This is a genomic window from Chryseobacterium sp. SIMBA_028, assembly GCF_046535285.1.
Classification (GTDB): Bacteria; Bacteroidota; Bacteroidia; order Flavobacteriales; family Weeksellaceae; genus Chryseobacterium.
Map to the genome: position 1 here is coordinate 62106 of NZ_JAWRWZ010000017.1, position 22166 is coordinate 84271.

At 34.5% G+C, this 22166-nt stretch carries 22 protein-coding genes and 1 tRNA gene; 11 read left to right on the top strand and 12 right to left on the bottom strand.

Annotated features, from left to right (window positions below; genetic code table 11):
* The first annotated feature begins 250 nt into the window (after positions 1 to 250).
* Genes SCA31_RS19970 through SCA31_RS20005 form a run of 8 tightly spaced genes read left to right on the top strand, consistent with a single transcriptional unit; the run spans position 251 to position 8915 of the window.
* Entirely contained in the window at positions 251 to 2110 is a 1860-nt protein-coding gene (locus tag SCA31_RS19970; RefSeq protein WP_410698770.1) for a type VI secretion system Vgr family protein, read from the top strand.
* 60 nt (positions 2111 to 2170) lie between these two features.
* Positions 2171 to 3253 (top strand): DUF2931 family protein, encoded by a 1083-nt coding sequence (locus SCA31_RS19975; protein ID WP_410698771.1) that lies wholly within the window; start codon positions 2171 to 2173, stop codon positions 3251 to 3253.
* Positions 3254 to 3263: 10 nt separating this feature from the next.
* On the top strand, positions 3264 to 5075 hold the full coding sequence (locus SCA31_RS19980) for a phospholipase effector Tle1 domain-containing protein (protein ID WP_410698772.1): 1812 nt from the start codon (positions 3264 to 3266) through the stop codon (positions 5073 to 5075).
* Positions 5076 to 5080: 5 nt separating this feature from the next.
* The gene (locus tag SCA31_RS19985) at positions 5081 to 5782 is read left to right on the top strand and encodes a hypothetical protein (protein WP_410698773.1); all 702 of its coding nucleotides are present in this window, start codon (positions 5081 to 5083) and stop codon (positions 5780 to 5782) included.
* On the top strand, positions 5770 to 7200 hold the full coding sequence (locus SCA31_RS19990; RefSeq protein WP_410698774.1) for a PAAR-like protein: 1431 nt from the start codon (positions 5770 to 5772) through the stop codon (positions 7198 to 7200). The genes SCA31_RS19985 and SCA31_RS19990 overlap by 13 nt, the downstream gene beginning before the upstream one ends.
* Entirely contained in the window at positions 7181 to 8044 is an 864-nt protein-coding gene (locus SCA31_RS19995; protein WP_410698775.1) for a tetratricopeptide repeat protein, read from the top strand. Before SCA31_RS19990 ends, SCA31_RS19995 begins: the two co-directional genes overlap by 20 nt.
* A gap of 30 nt (positions 8045 to 8074) precedes the next feature.
* Positions 8075 to 8476: a hypothetical protein gene (locus tag SCA31_RS20000; protein ID WP_410698776.1), complete on the top strand. Its 402-nt coding sequence runs from the start codon at positions 8075 to 8077 to the stop codon at positions 8474 to 8476.
* A 19-nt stretch (positions 8477 to 8495) separates the two neighbouring features.
* Positions 8496 to 8915: a hypothetical protein gene (locus SCA31_RS20005; protein WP_410698777.1), complete on the top strand. Its 420-nt coding sequence runs from the start codon at positions 8496 to 8498 to the stop codon at positions 8913 to 8915.
* Between the two features lie 279 nt (positions 8916 to 9194).
* Here SCA31_RS20005 and SCA31_RS20010 read toward each other — a convergent pair whose 3' ends face one another.
* From SCA31_RS20010 to SCA31_RS20020, 3 genes are all read right to left on the bottom strand, one after another.
* Positions 9195 to 9386, bottom strand: a complete 192-nt coding sequence (locus tag SCA31_RS20010) for a cold-shock protein (RefSeq protein WP_410698778.1) — start codon at positions 9384 to 9386, stop codon at positions 9195 to 9197.
* 85 nt (positions 9387 to 9471) lie between these two features.
* A complete protein-coding gene (locus SCA31_RS20015) occupies positions 9472 to 9663 on the bottom strand; it encodes a cold-shock protein (protein WP_410698779.1) in 192 nt (63 codons plus the stop codon).
* 1130 nt (positions 9664 to 10793) lie between these two features.
* Entirely contained in the window at positions 10794 to 11645 is an 852-nt protein-coding gene (locus SCA31_RS20020; protein WP_410698780.1) for an abortive infection system antitoxin AbiGi family protein, read from the bottom strand.
* A gap of 622 nt (positions 11646 to 12267) precedes the next feature.
* Here SCA31_RS20020 and SCA31_RS20025 point away from each other — a divergent pair.
* On the top strand, positions 12268 to 14340 hold the full coding sequence (locus SCA31_RS20025) for a prolyl oligopeptidase family serine peptidase (RefSeq protein WP_410698781.1): 2073 nt from the start codon (positions 12268 to 12270) through the stop codon (positions 14338 to 14340).
* Positions 14341 to 14749: 409 nt separating this feature from the next.
* On the opposite strand, the gene SCA31_RS20030 is transcribed toward SCA31_RS20025, so the two are convergent.
* Positions 14750 to 14829: transfer RNA gene (locus SCA31_RS20030), tRNA-Leu, on the bottom strand.
* A 93-nt stretch (positions 14830 to 14922) separates the two neighbouring features.
* On the bottom strand, positions 14923 to 15690 hold the full coding sequence (locus SCA31_RS20035) for an MBL fold metallo-hydrolase (RefSeq protein ID WP_410698782.1): 768 nt from the start codon (positions 15688 to 15690) through the stop codon (positions 14923 to 14925).
* 54 nt (positions 15691 to 15744) lie between these two features.
* On the opposite strand from SCA31_RS20035, the gene SCA31_RS20040 reads away from it, so the two are divergent.
* Both SCA31_RS20040 and SCA31_RS20045 read left to right on the top strand, forming a co-directional pair.
* The gene (locus SCA31_RS20040) at positions 15745 to 17172 is read left to right on the top strand and encodes a TonB-dependent receptor (protein ID WP_410698783.1); all 1428 of its coding nucleotides are present in this window, start codon (positions 15745 to 15747) and stop codon (positions 17170 to 17172) included.
* Positions 17173 to 17185: 13 nt separating this feature from the next.
* Entirely contained in the window at positions 17186 to 17635 is a 450-nt protein-coding gene (locus SCA31_RS20045; RefSeq protein WP_076353643.1) for a GAF domain-containing protein, read from the top strand.
* Positions 17636 to 17705: 70 nt separating this feature from the next.
* Here SCA31_RS20045 and SCA31_RS20050 read toward each other — a convergent pair whose 3' ends face one another.
* The 7 genes from SCA31_RS20050 to SCA31_RS20080 all read right to left on the bottom strand — a co-directional run bounded on the left by SCA31_RS20050 (position 17706) and on the right by SCA31_RS20080 (position 22048).
* Positions 17706 to 18176: a cupin domain-containing protein gene (locus SCA31_RS20050; protein ID WP_410698784.1), complete on the bottom strand. Its 471-nt coding sequence runs from the start codon at positions 18174 to 18176 to the stop codon at positions 17706 to 17708.
* Positions 18177 to 18212: 36 nt separating this feature from the next.
* Positions 18213 to 18953: a helical backbone metal receptor gene (locus SCA31_RS20055; protein WP_410698785.1), complete on the bottom strand. Its 741-nt coding sequence runs from the start codon at positions 18951 to 18953 to the stop codon at positions 18213 to 18215.
* Between the two features lie 26 nt (positions 18954 to 18979).
* On the bottom strand, positions 18980 to 20302 hold the full coding sequence (mgtE, locus tag SCA31_RS20060; protein ID WP_410698786.1) for a magnesium transporter: 1323 nt from the start codon (positions 20300 to 20302) through the stop codon (positions 18980 to 18982).
* Between the two features lie 159 nt (positions 20303 to 20461).
* A complete protein-coding gene (locus tag SCA31_RS20065) occupies positions 20462 to 20635 on the bottom strand; it encodes a hypothetical protein (RefSeq protein WP_410698787.1) in 174 nt (57 codons plus the stop codon).
* A 38-nt stretch (positions 20636 to 20673) separates the two neighbouring features.
* Entirely contained in the window at positions 20674 to 20817 is a 144-nt protein-coding gene (locus tag SCA31_RS20070; protein ID WP_410698788.1) for a bacteriocin-like protein, read from the bottom strand.
* A gap of 158 nt (positions 20818 to 20975) precedes the next feature.
* Positions 20976 to 21128, bottom strand: a complete 153-nt coding sequence (locus SCA31_RS20075) for a bacteriocin-like protein (protein WP_410698789.1) — start codon at positions 21126 to 21128, stop codon at positions 20976 to 20978.
* 371 nt (positions 21129 to 21499) lie between these two features.
* Complete coding sequence (locus SCA31_RS20080) at positions 21500 to 22048, bottom strand: pyruvate decarboxylase (RefSeq protein WP_410698790.1); 549 nt, start codon at positions 22046 to 22048, stop codon at positions 21500 to 21502.
* Between the last annotated feature and the right edge of the window lie 118 nt (positions 22049 to 22166).

The following is a 22166-nucleotide window of genomic DNA, read 5'->3' on the forward strand; positions in this document are numbered from 1 at the left end:
AAATTAAATCAACATAAAACAGAATGGTATTCCGAAATGAAGAATATTATTCTGTTTTTTCGTCTCAAATCGTTTTGTCAGGATATTAAATATACTGATGAATTTTCTCATGAAATTCTCATGATTTTAAAGTATTAAATTAATAGAAACAGGTTTTATGTTGTGATAAATTTATAATTTTATATAAAGGTTGTTTGTTTTTAGATTTTTGTATCAAAAAATAACAGCCCACCCAAACACTTTACATAATATGAATAATAATACCTCGAATTCCGAAAAGATTTCGGAGAATCATATTCCTGGAATCAACCGTGTGGTGAAGCTGGATATTGTGATTGAAGGCAAGATGATAAAGCATTTTAAGCATTTTCGTCTAGAGCAAAGTGTGAAGAAACACCATTATTTTGAACTTACATTAGCCCATGATACCTTAGATGGAGTACAAAACCATGACTTGGAAGAGGCTCAACAGTTTCTTGGAAAGCGTTTAACCTTAGTTTTCAAATATAAGGATGTAGAGGGAAGCCCCGAAAGAACTTTTGTAGGAGTCATTACAAAAGTTGGATTCAGTCAGGAAAATCACAGCCTTGGAAATATTGTCTTGAAAGGATATAGTCCCACCATGCTATTGGATGCAGCTCCTCATACCCAAAGTTTTGGAGGGGGTCAGCCCGTTAATATGGGGATCATTGCCACGAATGTCATTAAGCAGGGAATTGAGGGGAGTAAGTTTGATGTAAAAATTAACGCAAAGGCATCATCTCAAATCCTTTACAGCTCTCAATATAACGAAACCCATTACAATTATCTCTGCAGAATGGCAGAGGCCTATGGAGAACAATTTTATTATGACGGTGAAGTTCTGCACTTCGGAAATATGCCCCCTCAGGATAAAGCACTGGAACTGATCTACGGAAGCAATGTATCCGATATTAATGTTGAATTGAAAGCAGTTCATATTAAACCTAATTTTTACGGATATAACAGCAGTTCAAATACTAAGCTTGCCTCTGGGGAAACCCCCATTAAACATGTGGGAAATCTGGCAAAAACAGCTTATAAGAATAACGATAAAATATTCAAGACTCCATCATTGCAAGTCGCTCCAATAAAGGCGGCAACCGATATGGATGTGGTGATCTCCCAAACCAGTACTGCAGGAAGTAAAGCGGTGGATGTCTTTACCGTGTCTGGTGGTACAACGATTCCTTTTTTATATCCGGGATGTGTTGCGGATATCAATATGCGACAAACTGACACTAATAAAACCTCTTATTTTACCAAGCTGATGATGACAGAGGTGATTCATGAAGTGGATGCATTAGGCCGTTATAAAGGAAGATTTGAAGCCATTGCCTCAGATACAGGATATATTCCAACGCCTGATTTTACTGTTCCCATTGCAGAACCACAGATGGCAACGGTAATATCTAACACAGATCCGCTTGCACAGGGCAGAATTACCGTAAAATTTGACTGGCAGCTACACGATACAACCAATTTCATTCGCATGATGGCCCCCGATGCAGGAGGAACAGATCAAATTACCCAAAACAGAGGATATGTAGCCATACCTGAAGTTGGAGATCAGGTGATGGTAGGTTTTGTGCACAATCATCCGGACCGTCCTTTTGTAATGGGAGGAATGTTTCATGGAGGAACAGCCCTTGGAGGCGGAGTGGATAATCATTTAAAATCCATACAGACCAGAAGCGGAATCAGGGTTTTAATGAATGATGCAGAGGGAAGTGTAACCATTATTGACCCAAGCGGCAATAATTATTTTATGGACGGAAAGGGAAATATTACTGTGACAGCTCCTAAAAATATGACTTTCAATGTAGGTGAAAACCTTGCTATTAACGTAGGAAATGATATGAAGACCAGTGTGGGAAATGATAACGCCATTACTATCATCAATAATCATAAGTTTACCTCAAAAAATTATAAGCAGACGGTTAACGAAAATAAAACGGTTAATATAACAGGCGACTTAAAGGAAACCACCTCTACCACCACTCATAAAGCTAAAAATGGAGATATCCTATTGCAAAGCTCCGGTGTAGCTAAAATGCTTGGTAAAGTAGATGCCAAGGTGAATAAGGGATAAAATAAACATATAAAATTAATTGCATATTATTTTTAAATAAATAGTTGCAATACATTCATAATGAATAAAATAATAAAATATCTATTAGGCTTTTTGTTCTTTACTCAGATCTCGTGTCAGGAAAAAAAAGACCCCAAAAAAACTGAACCAATGACAAAATATGAATGGTCCGAAGGGAGATCTGCATCTTTGGGATATCCGATGGAAGTATATAAAGGTGGAATAGACTGTGAAGGGGGAGAATGGGTAAGTTTAGATGATGGAATGATTCCCGGAAATGATATCTGGGGAACTGTTAATAATGGAATGTCAAAAGGGTTTAAAAGTCTTCCAACCCGTCTGGATTTTATCTGGATGTCTTATATAGAAAACCAGTTCTATCTTGTAGATACAGCTATTGATACCAATAAAATTAAAGAATATTTCAGAAAAGGGTATGATGTAAAAGTAACGAATGGAAGCGGAGACATTGAACATTTAAATTATAAGACAATTTGTGTGGGAATGGCTCCCGGAGGAGTAGTGGTTCTTTGGGTTGAAGGGGTTGGAGTTCAAAAAGAAATAGGCCGGTACCAAGGGAAAAAAGTAACAATTCCTGAATCGGAGATTGCAAAATTAGACAGCCATCAGAATCGTTTTTGGAGAAAGGATTATCTGGATATGGTTCATACCCGTGAGCAGATTATTCCGGCAAAAGTGAGAGAAGAAAATAAGGGAAAACCTATTCCGTTTGGGCTTTGGGATACCTATAGAATACGATACAACTGGAAACCTGTTTTTGAACTTCCGGAGAAAGCTAAATTAAACCCTTTGGCTAATGTGAAATTATCAACACTTAATGGAGAAAAAGAACAGTTTGATACTGCTAAAGCGCCATTAGCCGAAAACGAACCAAGAGCAATACCAAGAAGAATTGTATTTGATTTTGTAGGGGCTGACGGTAAAGAATATGGCGCCAATTGTGATTTAAATGAGAAATCAAGCTTTGAAGCATTTAAAATCGTATTTGGTGATAACCCCAATTCAACCAAAGCTGATATAGTCATTAAAGTAAACGAGGCCAATAGTTATTTTACCATAAAACTGAAAGGTGAAAACGGTAAAGAAGCTTTCATAAAAGCAGACAAAATAGAGGTTTTTTAAAACAAATAGTATGGGAAAGACTTTTGTATATAACACAGGTAATGCAGAACCTCCTATAGATGAATTCCATTTGGAAATAGGAGTCTTTTTCGATGGTACTTTAAATAATCTAAAGAATACTGAGCTACGGGAGAGCTACAGAGATGGAAAAAATAAAATTGAAAGTACAGACTCTGTAGAAGTAATAGAAGCCAAAGAAAAAGCCATAAAAGCAACAAGAGAAAAGCAGGAAAAAGAATTTGAAAATTTGGATGATAAAGATAATTCCGAATATGCTCAGTATCTCAGGTCCAGTCACAGAGGATGGCTGGATAGTCAGGGTGTAGATAATAGTTTTAGTAATGATCATACCAATGTAGCCCGTATGTACAAAAGCTGTGAGCAGAAAAAATACGGAGTCTACGTAGAGGGAATTGGTACCCTGAATAATAATAGAGATGTGGATGACGGATTTCAATACGGATCCGGCAAATCAGGGGTAAGGGGTAAGGTAAGAATCGGCTGTGAGCTGGTTGCAGATAGAATTAAAGACCTTTTGCTGGAAGTAAATACTAAGAAGAAATTAACAAAAATCATAATAGATACATTTGGTTTTAGCCGTGGTGCCGCTGCTGCAAGAAACTTTGCCTATGAGATTAATGGAAACAAAAGAACACAGGATATTGAGATCAAAAAATCAAGAAAAGTAGTTGGATATAGAGAAAGTGGATCCTATGGAAATGATGCATTGGTTGCAGAATATGAAGATACCTGGCTGGATAAAGATAAAATAGAAGTAGATCCAAAATATCTTATAGATGGGAAGCTTCCTAAATTCGGGTTTTTAGGATACTATCTTTTAAGCAAAAAAATAGTATCCGTTAAGCAGTTGGATGATTTGGATCTGGAAGTTCGTTTCATAGGAGTATACGATACCGTTTCCTCTTATGAAGAATTTGGTGATATGGGTACAATGGAAAGAGTAGGGTATAGAGGAATACTGCACGCTTCCATAGGTTCTCAGTTTAACTTTGCGGATGATGTGGAACAATTACAGCTACGAAATCCCGGACCATTCCGTAAAGCAGTTCATTTTACCGCAGAGAATGAACATCGTGAGAATTTTTCATTGACAACATTTACTGCAAAAGGGGTAAAAGATCCAAAAGATAATCCGCATGTTATTGAAAAAGAATTTCCAGGTGTTCATTGTGACATTGGAGGAGCTTACGAAAACGGAACAGAAACCGTAGACGAAATAGAAACCTCCAACCATAAACCACTTTGGGCATTGAAAAATCGCAGACAGCAGCTTATTGATGAACATTGGTTCAAAGATCCTCAGATTACGATCAATAATACAGCCCTTAATATTTTAACATTTGGGAGTGCATACCGGAAAATTACTGGAATCCGGTTTTTACGAAAAGAATACAGTTATATTCCCCTTCATTTTATGGAGAAGCACGGAAAAGAAATATATGATCATCAGTTAGTTTCAAAAACAGAAAGCAGTTACTCTATAACCCACGATGAGAATTTGGTTGCGGCAAAAAACAGATTGAAACAATATGTTTTTGACGGTGGAGAACCATGGACATTTGTTAATGACGAAGAACTTAAAAAGGAAAAACAAAGAATAGCTGCCAATGAGCCTGTTCAGCATCCTACAACAACCATTGAGAACGGAGAAAAGATTACGAATATCCCTGGTATGAACATTCATGTAGACAGATGGCAGGATTTATTAAGAACTTTAAGAAACGGATATCTTCACTGGTCAGCCAACAGAGACTGGATGGGAATGGATCCGAATAGTGATTACAAAAGAAAGGTATATTAAGAAAGATGTCCAATATATTGCAGAATCTTCATCAGAAAACATTTCGGTTGGAGACCATTGTCACAGAACAGAAAAATCCATTTTACTCCATTAAGAAAAGCTATGCAAGAGAAGTTGAGGTTTATTATTATGGAAAAGTAGAGGATGAACATGACTTTCAGATTTTAGTTACTGATTTTAAGTTTTCTGAGGAAGAGGGGACAATGGATAAGTTTTTAAAAAAGATCAGTTATTTATTTGATGAAGTAGAATGTAAAGTAGATGCAGAGGGAAATATTACTTCGGTAGATAATTTGCTTTTTTTGAGAGTAAGATGGGGTAAGATTCAGTCAGATTTGTCTGAAACACATCAAGGAGAAGCGGTAGACCGCTATTTCAGTCAGATCAGTAATCTATTGGAAGATGAAATGAAACTGATCGAATTTCTGGGAAGCTATAATATGTTTGGACTGCTTTTCAATGGCTTATTAGAATCATTTGATGCGAAAAGAAAAAGAGAATCTTCCGATGGGTTTACAGAGATTATGACACCCGTAAAAGACGGCGATAAAATGATTTTAAAGATCTCTGCTGAAAATCTGGAACAGACAAATACTGAAGATTTCAAGGGATTATTTGTATGCAAGGGAAATCATTTTGAAGAAGGATTTATAGAAATAAAAAAAGACAATTTCCATTTAAAACATTCATTATTATGGGTAGGTTAGATAACGATGGAGGAGGAGGTGCTCCGGCAACTCAGAATCCAAGTACAACACAGGACAATGACCAGATGAAGGCAGATAACAGGCAGAAGATGGATGATAAACGTGCTGAAGACGAAAGAAAAGACAAAGCCGAAGCTGGTTTGAAAGTGGTGATAGATACAGCAACCCTAGAGTGTACACAATGTACCAATCCCAAGGGAATAATGGTCGTGAATTATGATACTCCCACGATACAGGAAAAGAAAACCGCTACTGTAAAGGAAAAAGGTCCTAAAAGCTTGGTTTTTACAGGAAACTGCCTTAAAAGCCCTTATGCTAAACTCCCTTGTGCTACGGTAATGAATTTAGGAGAGTGGAAAGGGGTAGGAACTTACCAGTCTCAGGAACAACTTGTCCTATTACAGCAAAGCACCATCCCCTGTAAATATGGTAAAGTTGATATTAAAATTACAGACAGCGGACAAATTCATCAGCCGGAAAGCATTGAAGCCAAAGGAGCACCGGTGCCGGAACAAAAAGATGACGGAAAATGTTTCTGTGACAGAGATATAACGTTAGATGAATTAAAATTAATAGTAAAGCAACTCAGAGCATCCGAAAAGAAAAAATCCACTGCAATATTTGCTGATGAAAACTGTCCCTTACCGGAAGCAGATTCTACCTATGAAAGGTTGCTTCAGGAAATAAATGCAATGTTTAATACCTACCATATCAATACCTGTATAAGGAAAATACATTTCTTCGCTCAATGTTACCATGAAACAGCCAGGTTGGGAACTACTTTGGAGTATGCAAGCGGTGTAGGGTATGACCCTGGGAATCATCCTGAATCTAAACAGCATGGGCATACTATTGTTGGAGATGGTCCTAGATATAAAGGAAGAGGAGCCATGCAGCTGACCTGGAGAGATCAACAAAAGGAATATTTCAGCTATGTAATTTCAAAAAAACCTCAATTGGTACAAGGGAAAAAAATAGATGATTTGTTTGATAGAAAGAAACAATATCAGGAAAAATACATCTATACCCGATATAAGCTTGATGAAAAAGGGCAGCCGCTGTTAGATAAAAAGAAAAAAAAGATAAAAGAAAAAGTAGTTGATCTAATTGATGTGGATGGAGCAGGGCTGCTAGCTAACAATCTGTATTTTGCGATTGACTCAGCAGGATGGTTTTGGGATATCTATAAAACTGTAGAATATAGCGCAAAGGCCAATAAAACCAAATACAAGGAAATTTTACATAAAAATTTAAATGAAGTTTCCGATTATGGTGATAAATATCTCTCTATAATATCAAAATTCGTGAATGGTGGCGGGAATGGAATGGCGGAAAGAAACGTTTATTATAACGAACTAAAAACGAACGTATTTAAGTTTAACACAAAATGCATCAACCGTGATAAAATTAAAAAATAATATATTAAAGACAGTATCCATTCTTTGCTTATTTTCTTTAAGCTTCCTATCGGCCCAATCCAATTATTATGATTTGGATAGTGATAACCTCCAGGATCATGTGATGCTGGAAAATGGTTTGGTAACGGTTCATTTTGGAAACAAAAAGTCAGGAAGCTTTGAATTACCGGAAATTACTGCCCTTAATAATACAAGCATTGGGTATACAAATCCCTCAGAGCTTACAATATATTATGCTGGAGACCGCGGATTATACGGAACTGTAAATGTTTTCTATAAAAAAGAATGGTGTATAAAAAATATCAATTTCTATAATCCATGTCAGGAATGCGAAGATCAGAATTTTAAAATCCTGACAAAAAGCATTAACCTTCCAGTTAAAGATATAGATTCTGAGAAGCTGGAAATTGATTCAAAAGGATTTAAATCACTAACATTTTTTGATAATCAGGGAATACTCAAACCTTATAAAGACCTTAAGAAGCTTTATGCAGATTTATCTGGGTATTCTTTGCTTGCCTATCGTTTTAATGAAACAATATTACTGAATTTTAAAAAGAAATTTCCTTTATCTCAAAGCAATCTGGATGACTATAATAACATAGCATTTGCCCTTTCAAAAAATGGAAATCAGAAGACGGCTATTGAGCTTTTGAAACAGATTATTGCCAAATTTCCAGGCAGAACCGTTGCATATCTTAACCTTGCAGACAGTTATTGGAATATAGGTGAAAAAGATGAAGCAATAAATAACTATAAGGAATATGCCTCTTTAATGAAAACTCAAAAAAAGGAGCTTACAAAGATTCCCGGGTATGTTCATGCAAGAATAGAATCAAAATAAAATTTCTTCTAACTACAAACTCTCTTTTTCATGATATTGATTGCGTGCGGCTTTGTAAAGAATTTTAAAGGAATAATATGGTTCTCTCTTATTTTGATAAGCGTTTTTTTCAATGCTCAGGAAGTGAAAATTTGGAATAATATATTAAAAACCAATATTATAATATATCAAAAAGTAACTGATGATAGTACCTATTTATTTATCAATAAAAAAGAAAATAAATGGTTGGGTAAAAATGTAAATATTAAAACCGTTAATTATTGGAATAATTCCTCAATAGATATTTCTGCTGATTGCTGTAAGAAAAATGCACTCATTATTAAGCGAACCTTTTTAGGAAATAATATTGTTGGAGATGAACTTTACTTCAAAAAAAACAAGAATAAGTATTATTTTAATATCCTTAAAGAGTTTGAACAGAAGTCAGAATAAAATGATAAAAAATGTCTTATTGACTTTTTTACTGTTAACGGCAAACAGTATTTTCTCACAAACTAAAAAGAAAATGCCTGTTTTACCAATTTCCCAATCATATTCATTGGGCTTTAAGACCTATGATAAAGAATTTGAAATGTATCAAAATCCTTTTATCGTAAACAAAGGGAAAAAGTATAAAATACAGGGATATGGCAGTGCCAATTACTCAGACGGGAAAATTTTGGGAATATCTCCTGACAAAAGATTTATGGTATTGGATCATATTTCAAAAGGCTACGTTGAGGATGGTCTCAATAAGCGGCTGTATGAAAATTATGTATGTGTAATTGTTGATGTTTTCAAGAAGAGCGTAGTTAAGTATATGCAGGGAGATTGTAGTGGAAGTTGGAGTAAGGATAATAGGTGGGTTAATGGTGGCAAGGTTATTTTTTAAATAAACGAAAATAATTAATCATATTTCATAATATAGTGAAAATATGTTTAGTAAGGCTCAATCAGAAAAATATTTTTCGTATAAAGGAAAAAATTATGAGCTAAAAGCGTATACAACGGCTACCCAGGTTATTGTTTCGTTGAAAGAAATATAGAGAAATATTTATTATTTGATAATATTAAAAATACAATTTTGCACAAAAAAATAGCAGAGAACAATACATGTTCTCTGCTAATTATTAATATATTGAGAAAGAAGCTTTTAAACTTCCGTCTTAATTTATGCTACTTTCACGTTAACTGCGTTAAGCCCTTTGTTACCGTTTTGTACGTCAAATGTTACGACATCGTTTTCACGAATATTGTCTACTAAACCTGAAGTATGTACGAAAATATCCTGACCTCCATTTGAAGGGGTAATAAAACCAAATCCTTTGGCATCGTTAAAGAATTTTACTGTTCCTTGTTGCATTGTATTATAAAATTGTTGTATTTACTAATAAATTGTTTTTGGCTGCTGCCATTACTGTGTTGGTAAAACCCAAACAGTTTTTTTATTACGCTAGTTTTACGTTGATTGCGTTAACGCCTTTTGCCCCGTTTTGTACGTCAAATGTTACGATATCATTTTCACGAATATCATTTACTAAACCTGAAGTATGTACGAAAACATCTGGACCTCCGTTAGAAGGGGTAATAAAACCAAATCCTTTAGCATCATTAAAGAATTTTACTGTTCCTTGTTGCATTGTATTGTATTATAAAATTATTGTATTTACTGATAAATTATTTTTGGCTGTTGCCATTACGGGATTGATAATTACATCAAAACAGTAATAAATCGATTTGTGAACAAGAAAATGATGTTGGTATTTTTAGAATCTTGAAAGTATCCAAGTTGAAAAAAGGTACTGCACCTGTTAAGTTGATGACAAAAATTAGCGGCTGTAAAAGCGAAGACTGATGGAGAATTGTAAGTTCAAAAATTTCAGAAGAAGCGTCGGCAGGAGCCTGATTATTTTACAAATGTAAGCATAATTTATTGAAAACAAGCAATTTTCTATTTTAATTCATTTTAATCTCGAGCTCATCTTTCAATGGGATGCTGTTTATTTTGATCATTATATAGTTGTAATAAGGTGTAAATCCCACTGCCTTACAAACTATATGAGACTCTATTTCCTGTTTATCTTTCATAACATAAACTATCAATTATCTCTATCCTGTGGACCTGAGCCATGAAGAAAAACAACTAATTTTTTTTGATCATTCTGTAACGGGTATAAAAAACTTCTTTTATTTCAATGTTATTACTTTTCTGAATATTTATTTTAGATTTTTCAAATTCTGAATAGTAATAATAAGTACTATTCTTATTGTTAATTTCTATAATATTTTTAAAATTACCTAACTTTTTTTGAATTTGTTCAGGTAGTGATTTAAGTTCACTTAATGGGATTTGGCTTGAAATAGAAGAATCAAATAGGGCATAAGATATTTTAAATATCTTTATCTATAAATAGAGCTTTAATAAAAATATTTCCAATCTCTTTTTTCACAAATTTTTCTATTTCCTCAATTACTTTCCCATTTTTACGGCTAAACAAGAACACTTAATCTTTTGCATCCCTGAGGATCTAAAATCACTAAATCATTAATAAATGCTTATAGTTCCCCAAAAACTACTTTGCTGAATGTTAGAAGTATTTTACAGGCAAAAAATTATTCACTTATTATTTTAATATATTAATTTAAAAAGTTATATAACTAATATATTTGATTTATATGCGACCTACTTTTGTAATATTTATTAGTTTATGATATACAAAAAAGTATTCATATATTTAAATCTAATAATCTCAAAAACGATCGTTTTATTTTATCTTCCAAAAATTGTAATGATACTTTTTAAATGATTTTTACTCTTTTCAGTAATTAAAGGAGAAGATATTTTATCTATCGCAGATTTTAAGTTAACCAAGTCCACTTCATTTTCTACAATTAAATGGGTTATATCATTAAAATCGAACGACAATGCAACTTTTTTTAAAAGTGGTTTTTTTCTATTTTCATCCTTCTCCCTCCAAATATTAAATTGTTCACATGTCATATAATGCTCATTAGAAGTTTGAAGCTCTGAAGGTACAAAGCACCATTCACGTTCATCATAAAACCTATAATTTAGGGTCGTCTCATCCTTTCTAATTAAATCAGCTTCATAAGGTTTGACATAAAAAGGCATATACTGCCCGAACGTTACTATTTTCCCTAAAGCCTCTATCCGATCAAGCATTTCCTCGATAGATCTATTCATATTATCTTTCTCTTCTAACCCCAATGAATCGTCAGACTTCATTCTATTAAATAAAATTGTAAGTTCTTCCACACTTTTATTAACCAGATGAACACCAGCATCAGTTCCTTTATAAGCTGTGATAAAGCTTTTAGCAATAGAAGAGTTTCTTTCTATATAAAGAACCGGATTTAATTGGTTCCTCTTCCCCCATTCTTTACTTAATCCGATACAATATTTGCCGTAATGAGTATATTGCCGTATTGTTTCTTCCGGTATATCACAAAAGCTAATTTTAGGAACAGGAAGGTAATACGAAAGATTTTGATACTGAAAACTCTCAATACAATAACTACCATAAAACTTATCTTCTAATATTTTTATAATTACTTCCAAGTTCTTGGTAAAATGAAGCAAGGAATTTGATGATTTTTGCATTTACTTATTTTTATCAATAATAGTAAAAAAAATAAGTTACTAGAAAAGTATTTTCCTTTTAGCCAATACTCGAAAACAACTATTTTCATCTAAAGGGAATCATAAAATTTCGTTTCATAAATCGACCATTAAAAAAATAGCTTTCTGGTATTTAGAATAAGTTAAGCCAATATAAAAAATATAAGGAAAAGGGTAAATTCGTAATTAAATACTAAATAGATAATAATAGTTTAGAGGATGAGTATTATTTTAAGTGAAAAAAATAGGCTTCCTTTTGGTGATTCTAAAAATCAAAAACCTCTGAAATTAAAAAGACTTCAGAGGTTTTTTAGACCCAACACTGCCGAAATATCGAAACGTTTTGTTGAAGATTTGGTGAAATTAATAGAATTACTTTGATAACTTTTCTATTTTGTTATCATGATTTGCTATCATAATTACACGGAACATAGAAATAAAATAATGAATACTATAAAATAAGAATTTAGACTTATAGAAATAACTGATAGGTCTTAGATATTAGCTATTGTGGTATTACCTATTAGAAATTGTCAGATAGGTTATTGTGTTTTATACACTGTTATAAGATTACTTTTGTGAATAATTTTAATTAAGTTAAGTAATGAATAAATTATTTTTTTTTGCAGTATTTTTTTCTACTGTTGGTGCAGCCAATGCACAGCAAAAATTTAATCCACCTAAAACACAAGCGATCCCAGTATTAGAAACTATTCACAATGTTACTCTTACTGATAATTATCGATGGTTGGAAGATAAAAAAGATCAGAAAGTTATCGAGTGGACTAAAGAGCAACATGATTACGGTATAGAGTATCTAGCTAAAACCCAAAAGGAGCATCCTGGTCTAAAAAAACAGATTGCGGCTTATTTGGATATGGGCTATGAGGGACCTTTAAAAAGTATAGGAAAAAGAACTTTTCAGACTATTCAGCGTAAAGGGGACAAGCATTCTAAAACATATACTATTCTTAATGGGGAAAAAATATTGATTTGGGATCCGATGCAGATTGATAATAGTGGCAATATATCTACTGTTGGGATTAGCTATAGCTACGATGGTGAGAGAGCTGCCGTATCAACTCAAAAAAGTGGTGCAGAAGTTAAAACTGTTTATTTTATCGAAACCAGAACGGGTAAACAATTACATAATCCATTGACTAATATATCAGCTTTTCAATGGACCAAAGATCAAAATCATGCTTATGTTACTTTACGAAGTGAAGAGGATATACAGAAACAGCGTCCGCTTAAAACGTATCTACTCAAAATTGGTGAACCCATAGAGAAAGGTATATTTTTGGGCACGACAAGTGATGCTAAAGAATATTATAGCATTTTCGATAACAGATACAGTGATGTTAGCTTTAGCAGTATAGGTGATTTTTATTCTAATAGTTTGCGGATGCGTACTACAGGAAGTTTGGATGAGGGGAAATTGATATTTGAAAGCAAAGAGTATAATGCTAGTCCTCAGGCTATTGGTAATAGTATTTATATTATGACGAATGAGAATGCACCGAACTATAAAATCATGATTGCTGAAAAAAGCAAGCCTGAAAGTAAATTTTGGAAAACACTGATACCTGAAAGTGAAACTGTAATAGAGAACTATGTTGTAACCAAAAATAATATCATTGTACAGGATAAGTTTGACTTGGTTAGCCGTGTTACCATCTATGATCTGAACGGAAAAAAACTTCGAAGCATGCCACTACCTGAACAAGGGAGTATAGGAGGGATAAGTTATGACCGTGAACAAGATTCTCTTTATATATCACTTGTTACTTTTACCTCTCCTCCCAAAACTTATGTTGCATCTCCAGAGGATTATCAATGGAAGTTGTATTATGAGAGGAAAGATTTACCTGTTGATATGAGTAATATAACCGGTGGAATTAAATTTTACACTTCTAAGGATGGGAGCCGTGTACCTGTATTTGTAACCCATCGTAAAGATATTAAAATGGATGGAAATAATCCTGTACTGCTTACAGCATATGGTGGTTTTCAGTCTGGAATTAAGCCTGGCTATATGGGATATTATGCTGCGTTTATTAACGCGGGTGGAGTAGTGGTTGAACCGGGAATCCGGGGAGGTGATGAATTTGGAGAGCAATGGCATCTGGATGGTATGTTGGATAAAAAACAAAACAGTTTTGATGATTTTTACGCATGTGCAGAATGGCTGATAAAAGAAGGATATACTAATCCAACAAAAATTGTTGCAAGAGGGGGTAGTAACGGAGGGCTATTAATGGGGGCAGCAGCGACCCAAAGACCAGATTTATTTAAAGCCATTGTGTGTGAAGTTCCTTTATTGGACATGTTACGTTATCATAAGTTTCTTATTGCCCGTTATTGGATTCCGGAATATGGCTCCTCTGAAGATCCTAAAGCTTTTGAATGGCTAAGAAAATATTCACCTTATCATAATATCAGACCTGGTGTGAATGTACCATCAATGCTTGTTATGTCAGGTGCAAATGATACACGAGTAGATCCTATGAATGCTAAAAAATTTGTTGCAGCATTGCAAAATAATCCTGGACAAACTAATCCTGTTATTCTGCATATGAATTATAACAGTGGTCATGGTAGTGGTCAGGATACACAGCAGGCAATTGATAATGCAACATTTGTTTTTGAATATATAATGAACCAATTGGGGATGTAAATATTATATTTGGATATGTGAATAATGTGTATTCAAAATGCAATAATCGATTTCGAGTTGTTTTTAATATGCAATTTTAAAAACAACAACAATGAGAAATTGTATTATAGGCTCCAAGTGGAACTCCGTATTTGTAAGAGCATATACCAGAATACATTTTGGATATTTGGAATATATAATTCAACATAGCAGGCCGAGGCCTGGTCAGGACAGCTTTAAGCAAGGTTTTTAACCTTGCTTATTTCTTTTTAATTCTATCAAATTCTTTTTTTGAATTAAATATTCTATTTTCTGATATCAAAAATTATGTATAGTTGTTGGCTTTTAATGTATAAAGAAAAACAGCCACCCTTTTGACACCCTAAAAATCAAAAACCTCTGAAAATCAAATGATTTCAGAGGTTTTTTGTACCCAGGACCGGGATCGAACCGGTACTCCTAAGAACTGGTGTTTGAGACCAGCGCGTCTACCAATTCCGCCACCTGGGCTTGATGTTTACTCCAAACGTGATGTTTGTTTCAAATTGGTGTGCAAATATAGGAACTTTTTTCAATGTTCAAAAGCTTTTTAAAGAAAAATTTTTAAAAAATTATTTCCAAACCATCGTAGGCAAGGTGCATTCCGGACGGAAGCTGCTTATCTTCAATATCATGCAATCCCAAATGATGACTGATATGGGTTAAAAATAATTGCTTAGGTTTTAGCTCCTCAAACAGCTTGATAACATCAGGAAGGATAAAATGGGCCGGGTGTGGGTCAAATTTTCTAATACAGTTTAGAATTAAGACGTCCAGATTCTTCAGTTTTTCCTTTTCCGTATCAGAAATAAAACCTGCATCTGTAATGTAGGCAAGCTTTTTAAACTTATACCCAAACACAGAAATTTTATAATGAATAACTTCAACAGGGGTAATCTCTGTATCCAAAACCTGAAACGGCTTGTTTTCAATTTCGTGAAGCTCAAAGGCTGGTGCTCCGGGATATCTTACATCTGCAAAAGCATAGGGAAAACGATTTTTTATTTCGTGGGCAACCCTCGAATAGCAGTAGAGTCGGACATCTTTCCCGCTTTTAAAAATGAGTGGACGCATGTCATCAAGCCCAATTACATGATCATTATGCTCATGGGTAATCAGTGCAAGATCTACGGTATGTTCATGATTGGTAAGCATTTGCTGCCTGAAATCCGGACCACAGTCGATGAGTATTTTTTTATTTTCCTCCGTAGTCACCATCACGGAAGAACGCAAGCGTTTGTCCTTGGGATTTTCGGAAATACACACCTCACAGGTGCAGCCAATAACGGGCACACCTTGGGAAGTACCTGTTCCTAAAAATTTCAACTTCATTTTGTTTTGAGGTTGGTTTAATTTTGGTAAATTTACAAAAAATTTCATGTCCTAATGTATCAGAAACTAACTCCTAAACAAAAAGCATTAACAATTAATCTAGATCCTACTATTTATGGTACTTTCGCAGAAATTGGAGCAGGGCAGGAGACTGTTCGTCACTTTTTTAGAGCAGGGGGGGCTTCCGGTACGATTGCTAAGGCAATGTCTGCCTATGACAAGGATTTTAGTGATGCCATCTACGGAAAGGAAGTAAAAAACAGATATGTTACCCAGAACAGACTTCGTAAAATGCTTCGCTATGAAGTAGCATTGATCGAGGAAAGAATTTCAAGGGATAACAATCCGGATAGAAAGTTCTTTTCCTATGCCAATACCGTAACTACCATCAATTTTGATAAAACAGTAAAAGGTCATGGTTGGGTAGGTATTCGTTTTCAGGTAAAAGAAAATGAAGATTACAATGAGATTGTAATTCACGTAAAGTTCAAAGAAAATGATGCTACCTTACAACAGGAAACCTTAGGAAATCTTGGGGTAAACCTTATTTTCGGAGCTTTCAATTACTACGACAACCCGAGAACATTAGTAGAATCTCTATATGATGATGTGGCAAAAGATAACCTTGAAATTGATATGATTGATTTCAGTGGTCCTGCTTTTGAATATGTAGATAATAGATTGATGTCTCTTCAGTTGGTGAAAAACGGAATGACTGATGCGGTGATCTTTAACTCTCAGGGGAGTAACATGCTTCCTGCAGATGTATTGTACAAAAAAAATATTTTTGCGGTAAGAGGAAGTTTCAGACCCGTTACCAAAGTAAATATTGACATGCTTCAAAATGGTATGGATATGTTCTTCAAGGACGCCATCTGTACCCACGAAGAAACAGAAGTCCTTATTGAAATTACTATTTCCAATCTTAGGGCAGACGGGGATATTGACGAAAGGGATTTCCTGGATAGAGTAGATATTTTAGGAAAACTAGGATATACAGTTATTATTTCAAACTTCTCAGAATATTATAGACTCATCGATTATTTTGCATCTTATACAAGTGGAGATATTGGTGTTGCAATGGGCGTAAATAACCTATTGATGGTATTTGACGAGAAATATTATAAAAATCTTTCAGGAGGAATCCTTGAAGCATTTGGTAAGTTTTTCCGAAACGGAATGAGGGTATATCTGTATCCTTATAAAGATCCGGAAACGCACCAGTTATTAGACTCTTCAAATCTTAAAGTAGAAGAAAACCTTAAGGAGTTATACAAATATTTCAAACGTAACAACCGTATTGTAGATATTACCAATCATAACCCTGAATTTTTGGAAATTTACTCACGAGAAATATTGAGAAAAATAGCATGCTGTGTTAAAGGTTGGGAAACACAGGTTCCAGATGGGGTTGCCGAAATGATCAAAGAGCGTGGAATGTTCGGATATAAAGACGAACTTCCTTTAAAACAATTCTCTTAAAAAAAATAAAACAATGTCAGAATTAAAGAAAAGACTTTCCTCCATTCTTGAAAGTCCTAAACACAATACAGAAGAGAAACTTGAAAAAGTTTGTCATTTATTGGATCAGGAGATTTCTTATTTCAACTGGACCGGTTTCTATTTTAAAAATGGAGATAAGGATGAATTAATCCTTGGCCCTTACGTAGGAGCACCTACAGATCATACCATTATTCCTTATGGAAAAGGTATTTGCGGTCAGGTTGCTGTTTCCAATGAAACATTTGTAGTCCCTGATGTACATGAAGAAAGCAACTACTTAAGCTGCTCAATTGATACAAAGGCGGAAATTGTAGTTCCAATCTTTAAAGATGGAAAAAATATCGGTCAGATTGATATTGACTCCCATACCGTAGATCCTTTTACCAATGAAGATCGTGAGCTATTGGAATGGCTTTGTAACGAAGTTTCCAAGATTTTATAATTGAAATTCAATAAGAATAAATAGATAGACTCCAGCTTTTTTAGTTGGAGTTTTTTATTGAATAGCTTATTTATGATGGATTATTGGTGGTGATGACAAACATGATTAAAGGTTCATTTCCTGTATTTTCAACAGAATGATAGCCCATAGAGCTGATGGCTGTAATATCTCCTTTTTGGAGCATTTTTTTGCGCACTGGACCCTGTGTTCCGGTTCTCTCACGATACGCTCCGGTTCCATGTACTACAACATACAATTCCTCTTCATTCCTTGCATTGTGAGTATGAAACCCCGATTCGTCACCATTGTTCAATAAAACCATATAAGCAGCCAGACGGTTATTGGCTAATTCTTCCTGATCAAACATTTGTATCATATATACAGTTCCGTTTCCGCCATACATATTTTCGCGTTTATCAATGCGCATGAAAGTTCGCTCTTCCTTTTCAAATGCCATGACATATAGGTTGATATATTTTGAAATTTCTTGTATAACATGATCAAATTCTGCTCCTTCAGATAATATAATTGTACCAGACATAAGGGGGTAAATGTTTAAAGTTTGGGGTTAAAAAAATCAACTTTGCTGCATGAGATGAATTTCTGCCAGTAATTCCTTGAAATAATTCTCACATTTTGCAATATGTGTTCCATACCAGGAAAATGCCTCACCATCTACAATCATCATCTTTTTATCAGGGTAAAAGGCTTGCAGCTCTTCAATATGTTTTTCTTTAAAAGGAAACGGTTCAGAAGAAAGCATGATTAGATCAGCATCTGCCAGATCTTCAGTCTTGATTTCAGGATAGCGGGTTTTGTCTTTAAAAATATTTTCAAAGCCGATTTCTTTTAAAATCCTATTGATAAAAGTATCTCCACCAATGGTCATGTAGGGGTTTTTCCAGATAAGATAGGCTGCTTTTACAGGAGTTTCAAGTTTCGCCTGATGAAGAATATCGTAAATTTTAAGATTGAATAATTGTGCCCTCTCTTCCTTTCCTAAAAGCTTTCCAAGATTTTTGAGGAGATAATAATTGTCCTCAATGGTTTCAACATTGGTTACCGTAACCTTAAAGTCATCCATTAAAGCTTCCACCTGCTCCTTGATGTTTTCCTCCTTATTGGCGAGAATCAAATCAGGCTGTAAAGCTTTTATCTTATCAATATTAATGTTTTTTGTTCCTCCGATTACGGTTACATTCTTTACCCTGTCCTGAGGATGAATACAGAATTTTGTCCTGCCTACCACTTCATTTTCGGTCAGTCCTAAGTCAAATAGAGCCTCAGTAATAGAGGGTACAAGTGAAACGATTTTCATATTGGCATTTTAGAAGATGCCTAAAATTACAAAAGTTTTCCGGTTAAGAAAAGTCCGGCTACCGTAAAATAAATAATAAGTCCCGTAACGTCTACTAAAGTTGCCACAAAAGGAGCAGAAGAAGTAGCTGGATCCAGGTTTAATTTCTTTAAAACAAACGGAATCATGGAACCTGATAAAGTTCCCCACAAGACGATAGCAATAAGAGAAACAGAAACACTTAATCCTACATAAACCCAGTACTGCCCGTAATCGAAAAGTCCTATTTGCTGCCAAAGCATAATTCTGATGAATCCGATGGTTCCCAGAATAAGTCCCAGGCATATTCCTGAGATAATTTCCTTTCGCATCACATACCACCAATCTTTCAATCCGATTTCCTGGAGAGCCATGGCACGGATAATTAATGTTGCAGCCTGTGATCCCGAGTTTCCTCCACTGGAAATAATCAGGGGTACAAATAAAGCCAGAACAACTGCTTTTTCAATTTCTTTATCGAAATATCCCATTGCAGAAGCAGTAAGCATTTCGGAAACAAATAAAATGATCAGCCAGGTTGCCCTTTTTTTGATCATTTCTGTCCAGGAAGTTTGGATATAGGGAAGATCCAGGGCTTCCAATCCCCCGAATTTCTGAATATCCTCCGTGTTCTGTTGTTCAATCTGGTCAAGAATATCATCTATGGTTACAATTCCTACCAAAACACCTGCTTCCGTAATAATGGGAAGGGCACCACGGTCATACTTTTCAAAGTAGGTAACTGCATCCTCTTTTGAAGTTGTTGTAGTAATCGCTACAAAGTGATTATCTGTAATGTCAGAAACTAAAGTATCCTCTTCTTCCAATAGTAGTGTTCCGATGGCAAGGTCATCAATCAGGCGATTTCTTTCATCCACTACATATAGATAATTCATGGTTTCCACTCTTTTTCCTACCTTTTTTATCTGCTGAAGACATCTCTTTACAGTCCATTCCTTACGAATTTGGATATAATAGGGAGTCATCAGACGGGCAATAGAGTCAGAATTATAGCCCAATAGCTTTAAGGCAATTCTTCTTTCCTGTGGGTTAAGGTGATTGATGGAATACTTAATCAGTTCATCAGGGAAATCCTCAAAAAGAGCAGTCCTGTCATCAGGAGTCATGGCATTCAGGATCTCAGAAACCTCGTCGCTTCCGATACTTCTGATCGTATCTTCCTGAAAGTCCGGATCAAGATGGGAGAAAACCTCCGCTTTGTAATTTTTCGGAACCTTCAAAAACGCGAGAAGCCTCTCGTCAGCTGGAAGGTTGCTGAGAGTTTCGGCGATATCGGCAGGATTAAAGATAAGTTCTTCTCTAGAATTCAAAACGTGAAATTTTTAGGATATGCAAAAATAATTCAAATTTTTAAAACTGAGCCATAAACTGGGAAATTTAAGGATTAATTAAAGTGTAAAGGCATAGAATCTAAAAACAAAAAACACCTGCCAAGGCAGATGTTCAAAAATTAAATTTAAAAATATCCTTTAGTCAAGAATAGGTGGTTCACATTCTGTAATAGGAGAAGGGAGACAGAAACCTCCCGTACAACATTCTCCTGAGTCACATTGTGTGCTGTTTCTACATTTTTTAATCTGAAGGCTTCCCTTGACCTCTTTTTGTTCCTTTCTGTTCAGTTTTTTGAAATTTGGATTTTTCATGGTGGTGAAGTTTAATAATTAAAATTAAAAATTATTATTTAGTCTTCCATACAGGCGTATTCCATACAAACACCTCTACAGCAGGCTCCGTAAATGCATTCATAATGTTCGGTACACTTTCTTGGACCACTGCCTTTAATCTGTTTTGTTGCTTCTCTACTGAGTTTCTTTAAATTTTTCATACTATTTAGATTTTAATGCATCACTAAAATAATAAATATTTTTATATTATTCATCGGTTAGTGAAAATATTTTACTGATAATCAGCTTTTTATTTAGGTTTTCCTGAAAAAAAGACATCTGCTAAGAAACAGATGCCAGGGTGTATTTTTGTAGAGCCTTATTCCAATGGGCAAGGATATAAAACACATACATTATGGCAGCATGATCCGCCTGGACATTCAAAATGTTCAAAACATCGCTTGATAACTCCGCTGCCCTTAATTTCTTTTTGCTCTTGTCTGCTGATTTTTTTAAGATTTGGATTTTTCATGTGATTTAGATTTAATTGTTGAACTAAAATAGTAAATAATTTTTAATTATTCATTAATTGGTGAAAATATTTAACTGGAAGTCAGTTTGTTGTACTGTTTTGTGTGGGAAATAAGAGGATAGAAGAAAGTTGATTATTTATAAAATCAGAGATGTGGTACTGGAAGAAGACTATGAATAAGAGGAAGAGTGGCTATGAATTATTTCGGATACGATTGATGACCGGCAGACTTGCCAAAGGAGTACTGGGACGATAAAAAGAAATAAAAAGCTGTCCAATGTACATCACCGGCACTTGGCTTGTAAAGCAAAACTGATTATTCACAAGTTGCTCTATAATAGTAAAAAAAAATGAAATATTAAATGCTGAAATTAAAGCTCGTTCTCTGTAGGCTTTATTTTTCGAAGCTTTTTTATAATGTCTTTAATGGCCCCTTCGGTTCCTATTTTTATAGAGTTTACTGTAGAACCCAATAAACGCATGTTTTTGCGGTAAGTATCATGATCGGTTTCCGTGACCAGGTTTCCATCAGCACCAAAGAGCTTCATGCTTACTACAACCTGATTTGAAAATACATATTTTCCAAAACCTACCTTGAAATAGCGTACCTTGGAAACAATGGCAAAGTCTGCATCATTGTTAACACAGTAATCCACGATGGTTTTTTTATCAATACTGTCAAAGGGAATCTGAACTTCAGCACGGAGCATTTTATTTCTTCTTCCACTGAAATTGTCTGAAACGGCATCGAAAAATGCATTGTTGGTAGGTTCCTTTATCTCATCAAGATCAGGCTCTACCTCAGGGTTGAAGTATAGAACTTTCTTTATTTTATCGTCAGTATTTTTTTGTGCTTTTACGGATGCAAAACCAACGAATAAAAAAGTAGTAACTGCTGTAAAGAATATAATTTTTTTCATTTGTAATTCGAATGCAAAATTACTGCCTTTTCCTTGGATTCCATAAAATTTATTAAGAAATTTTTAACATTTTTTTCTATCAATTTTGATTTATGAAATCAATAATGTTTGCAGAATC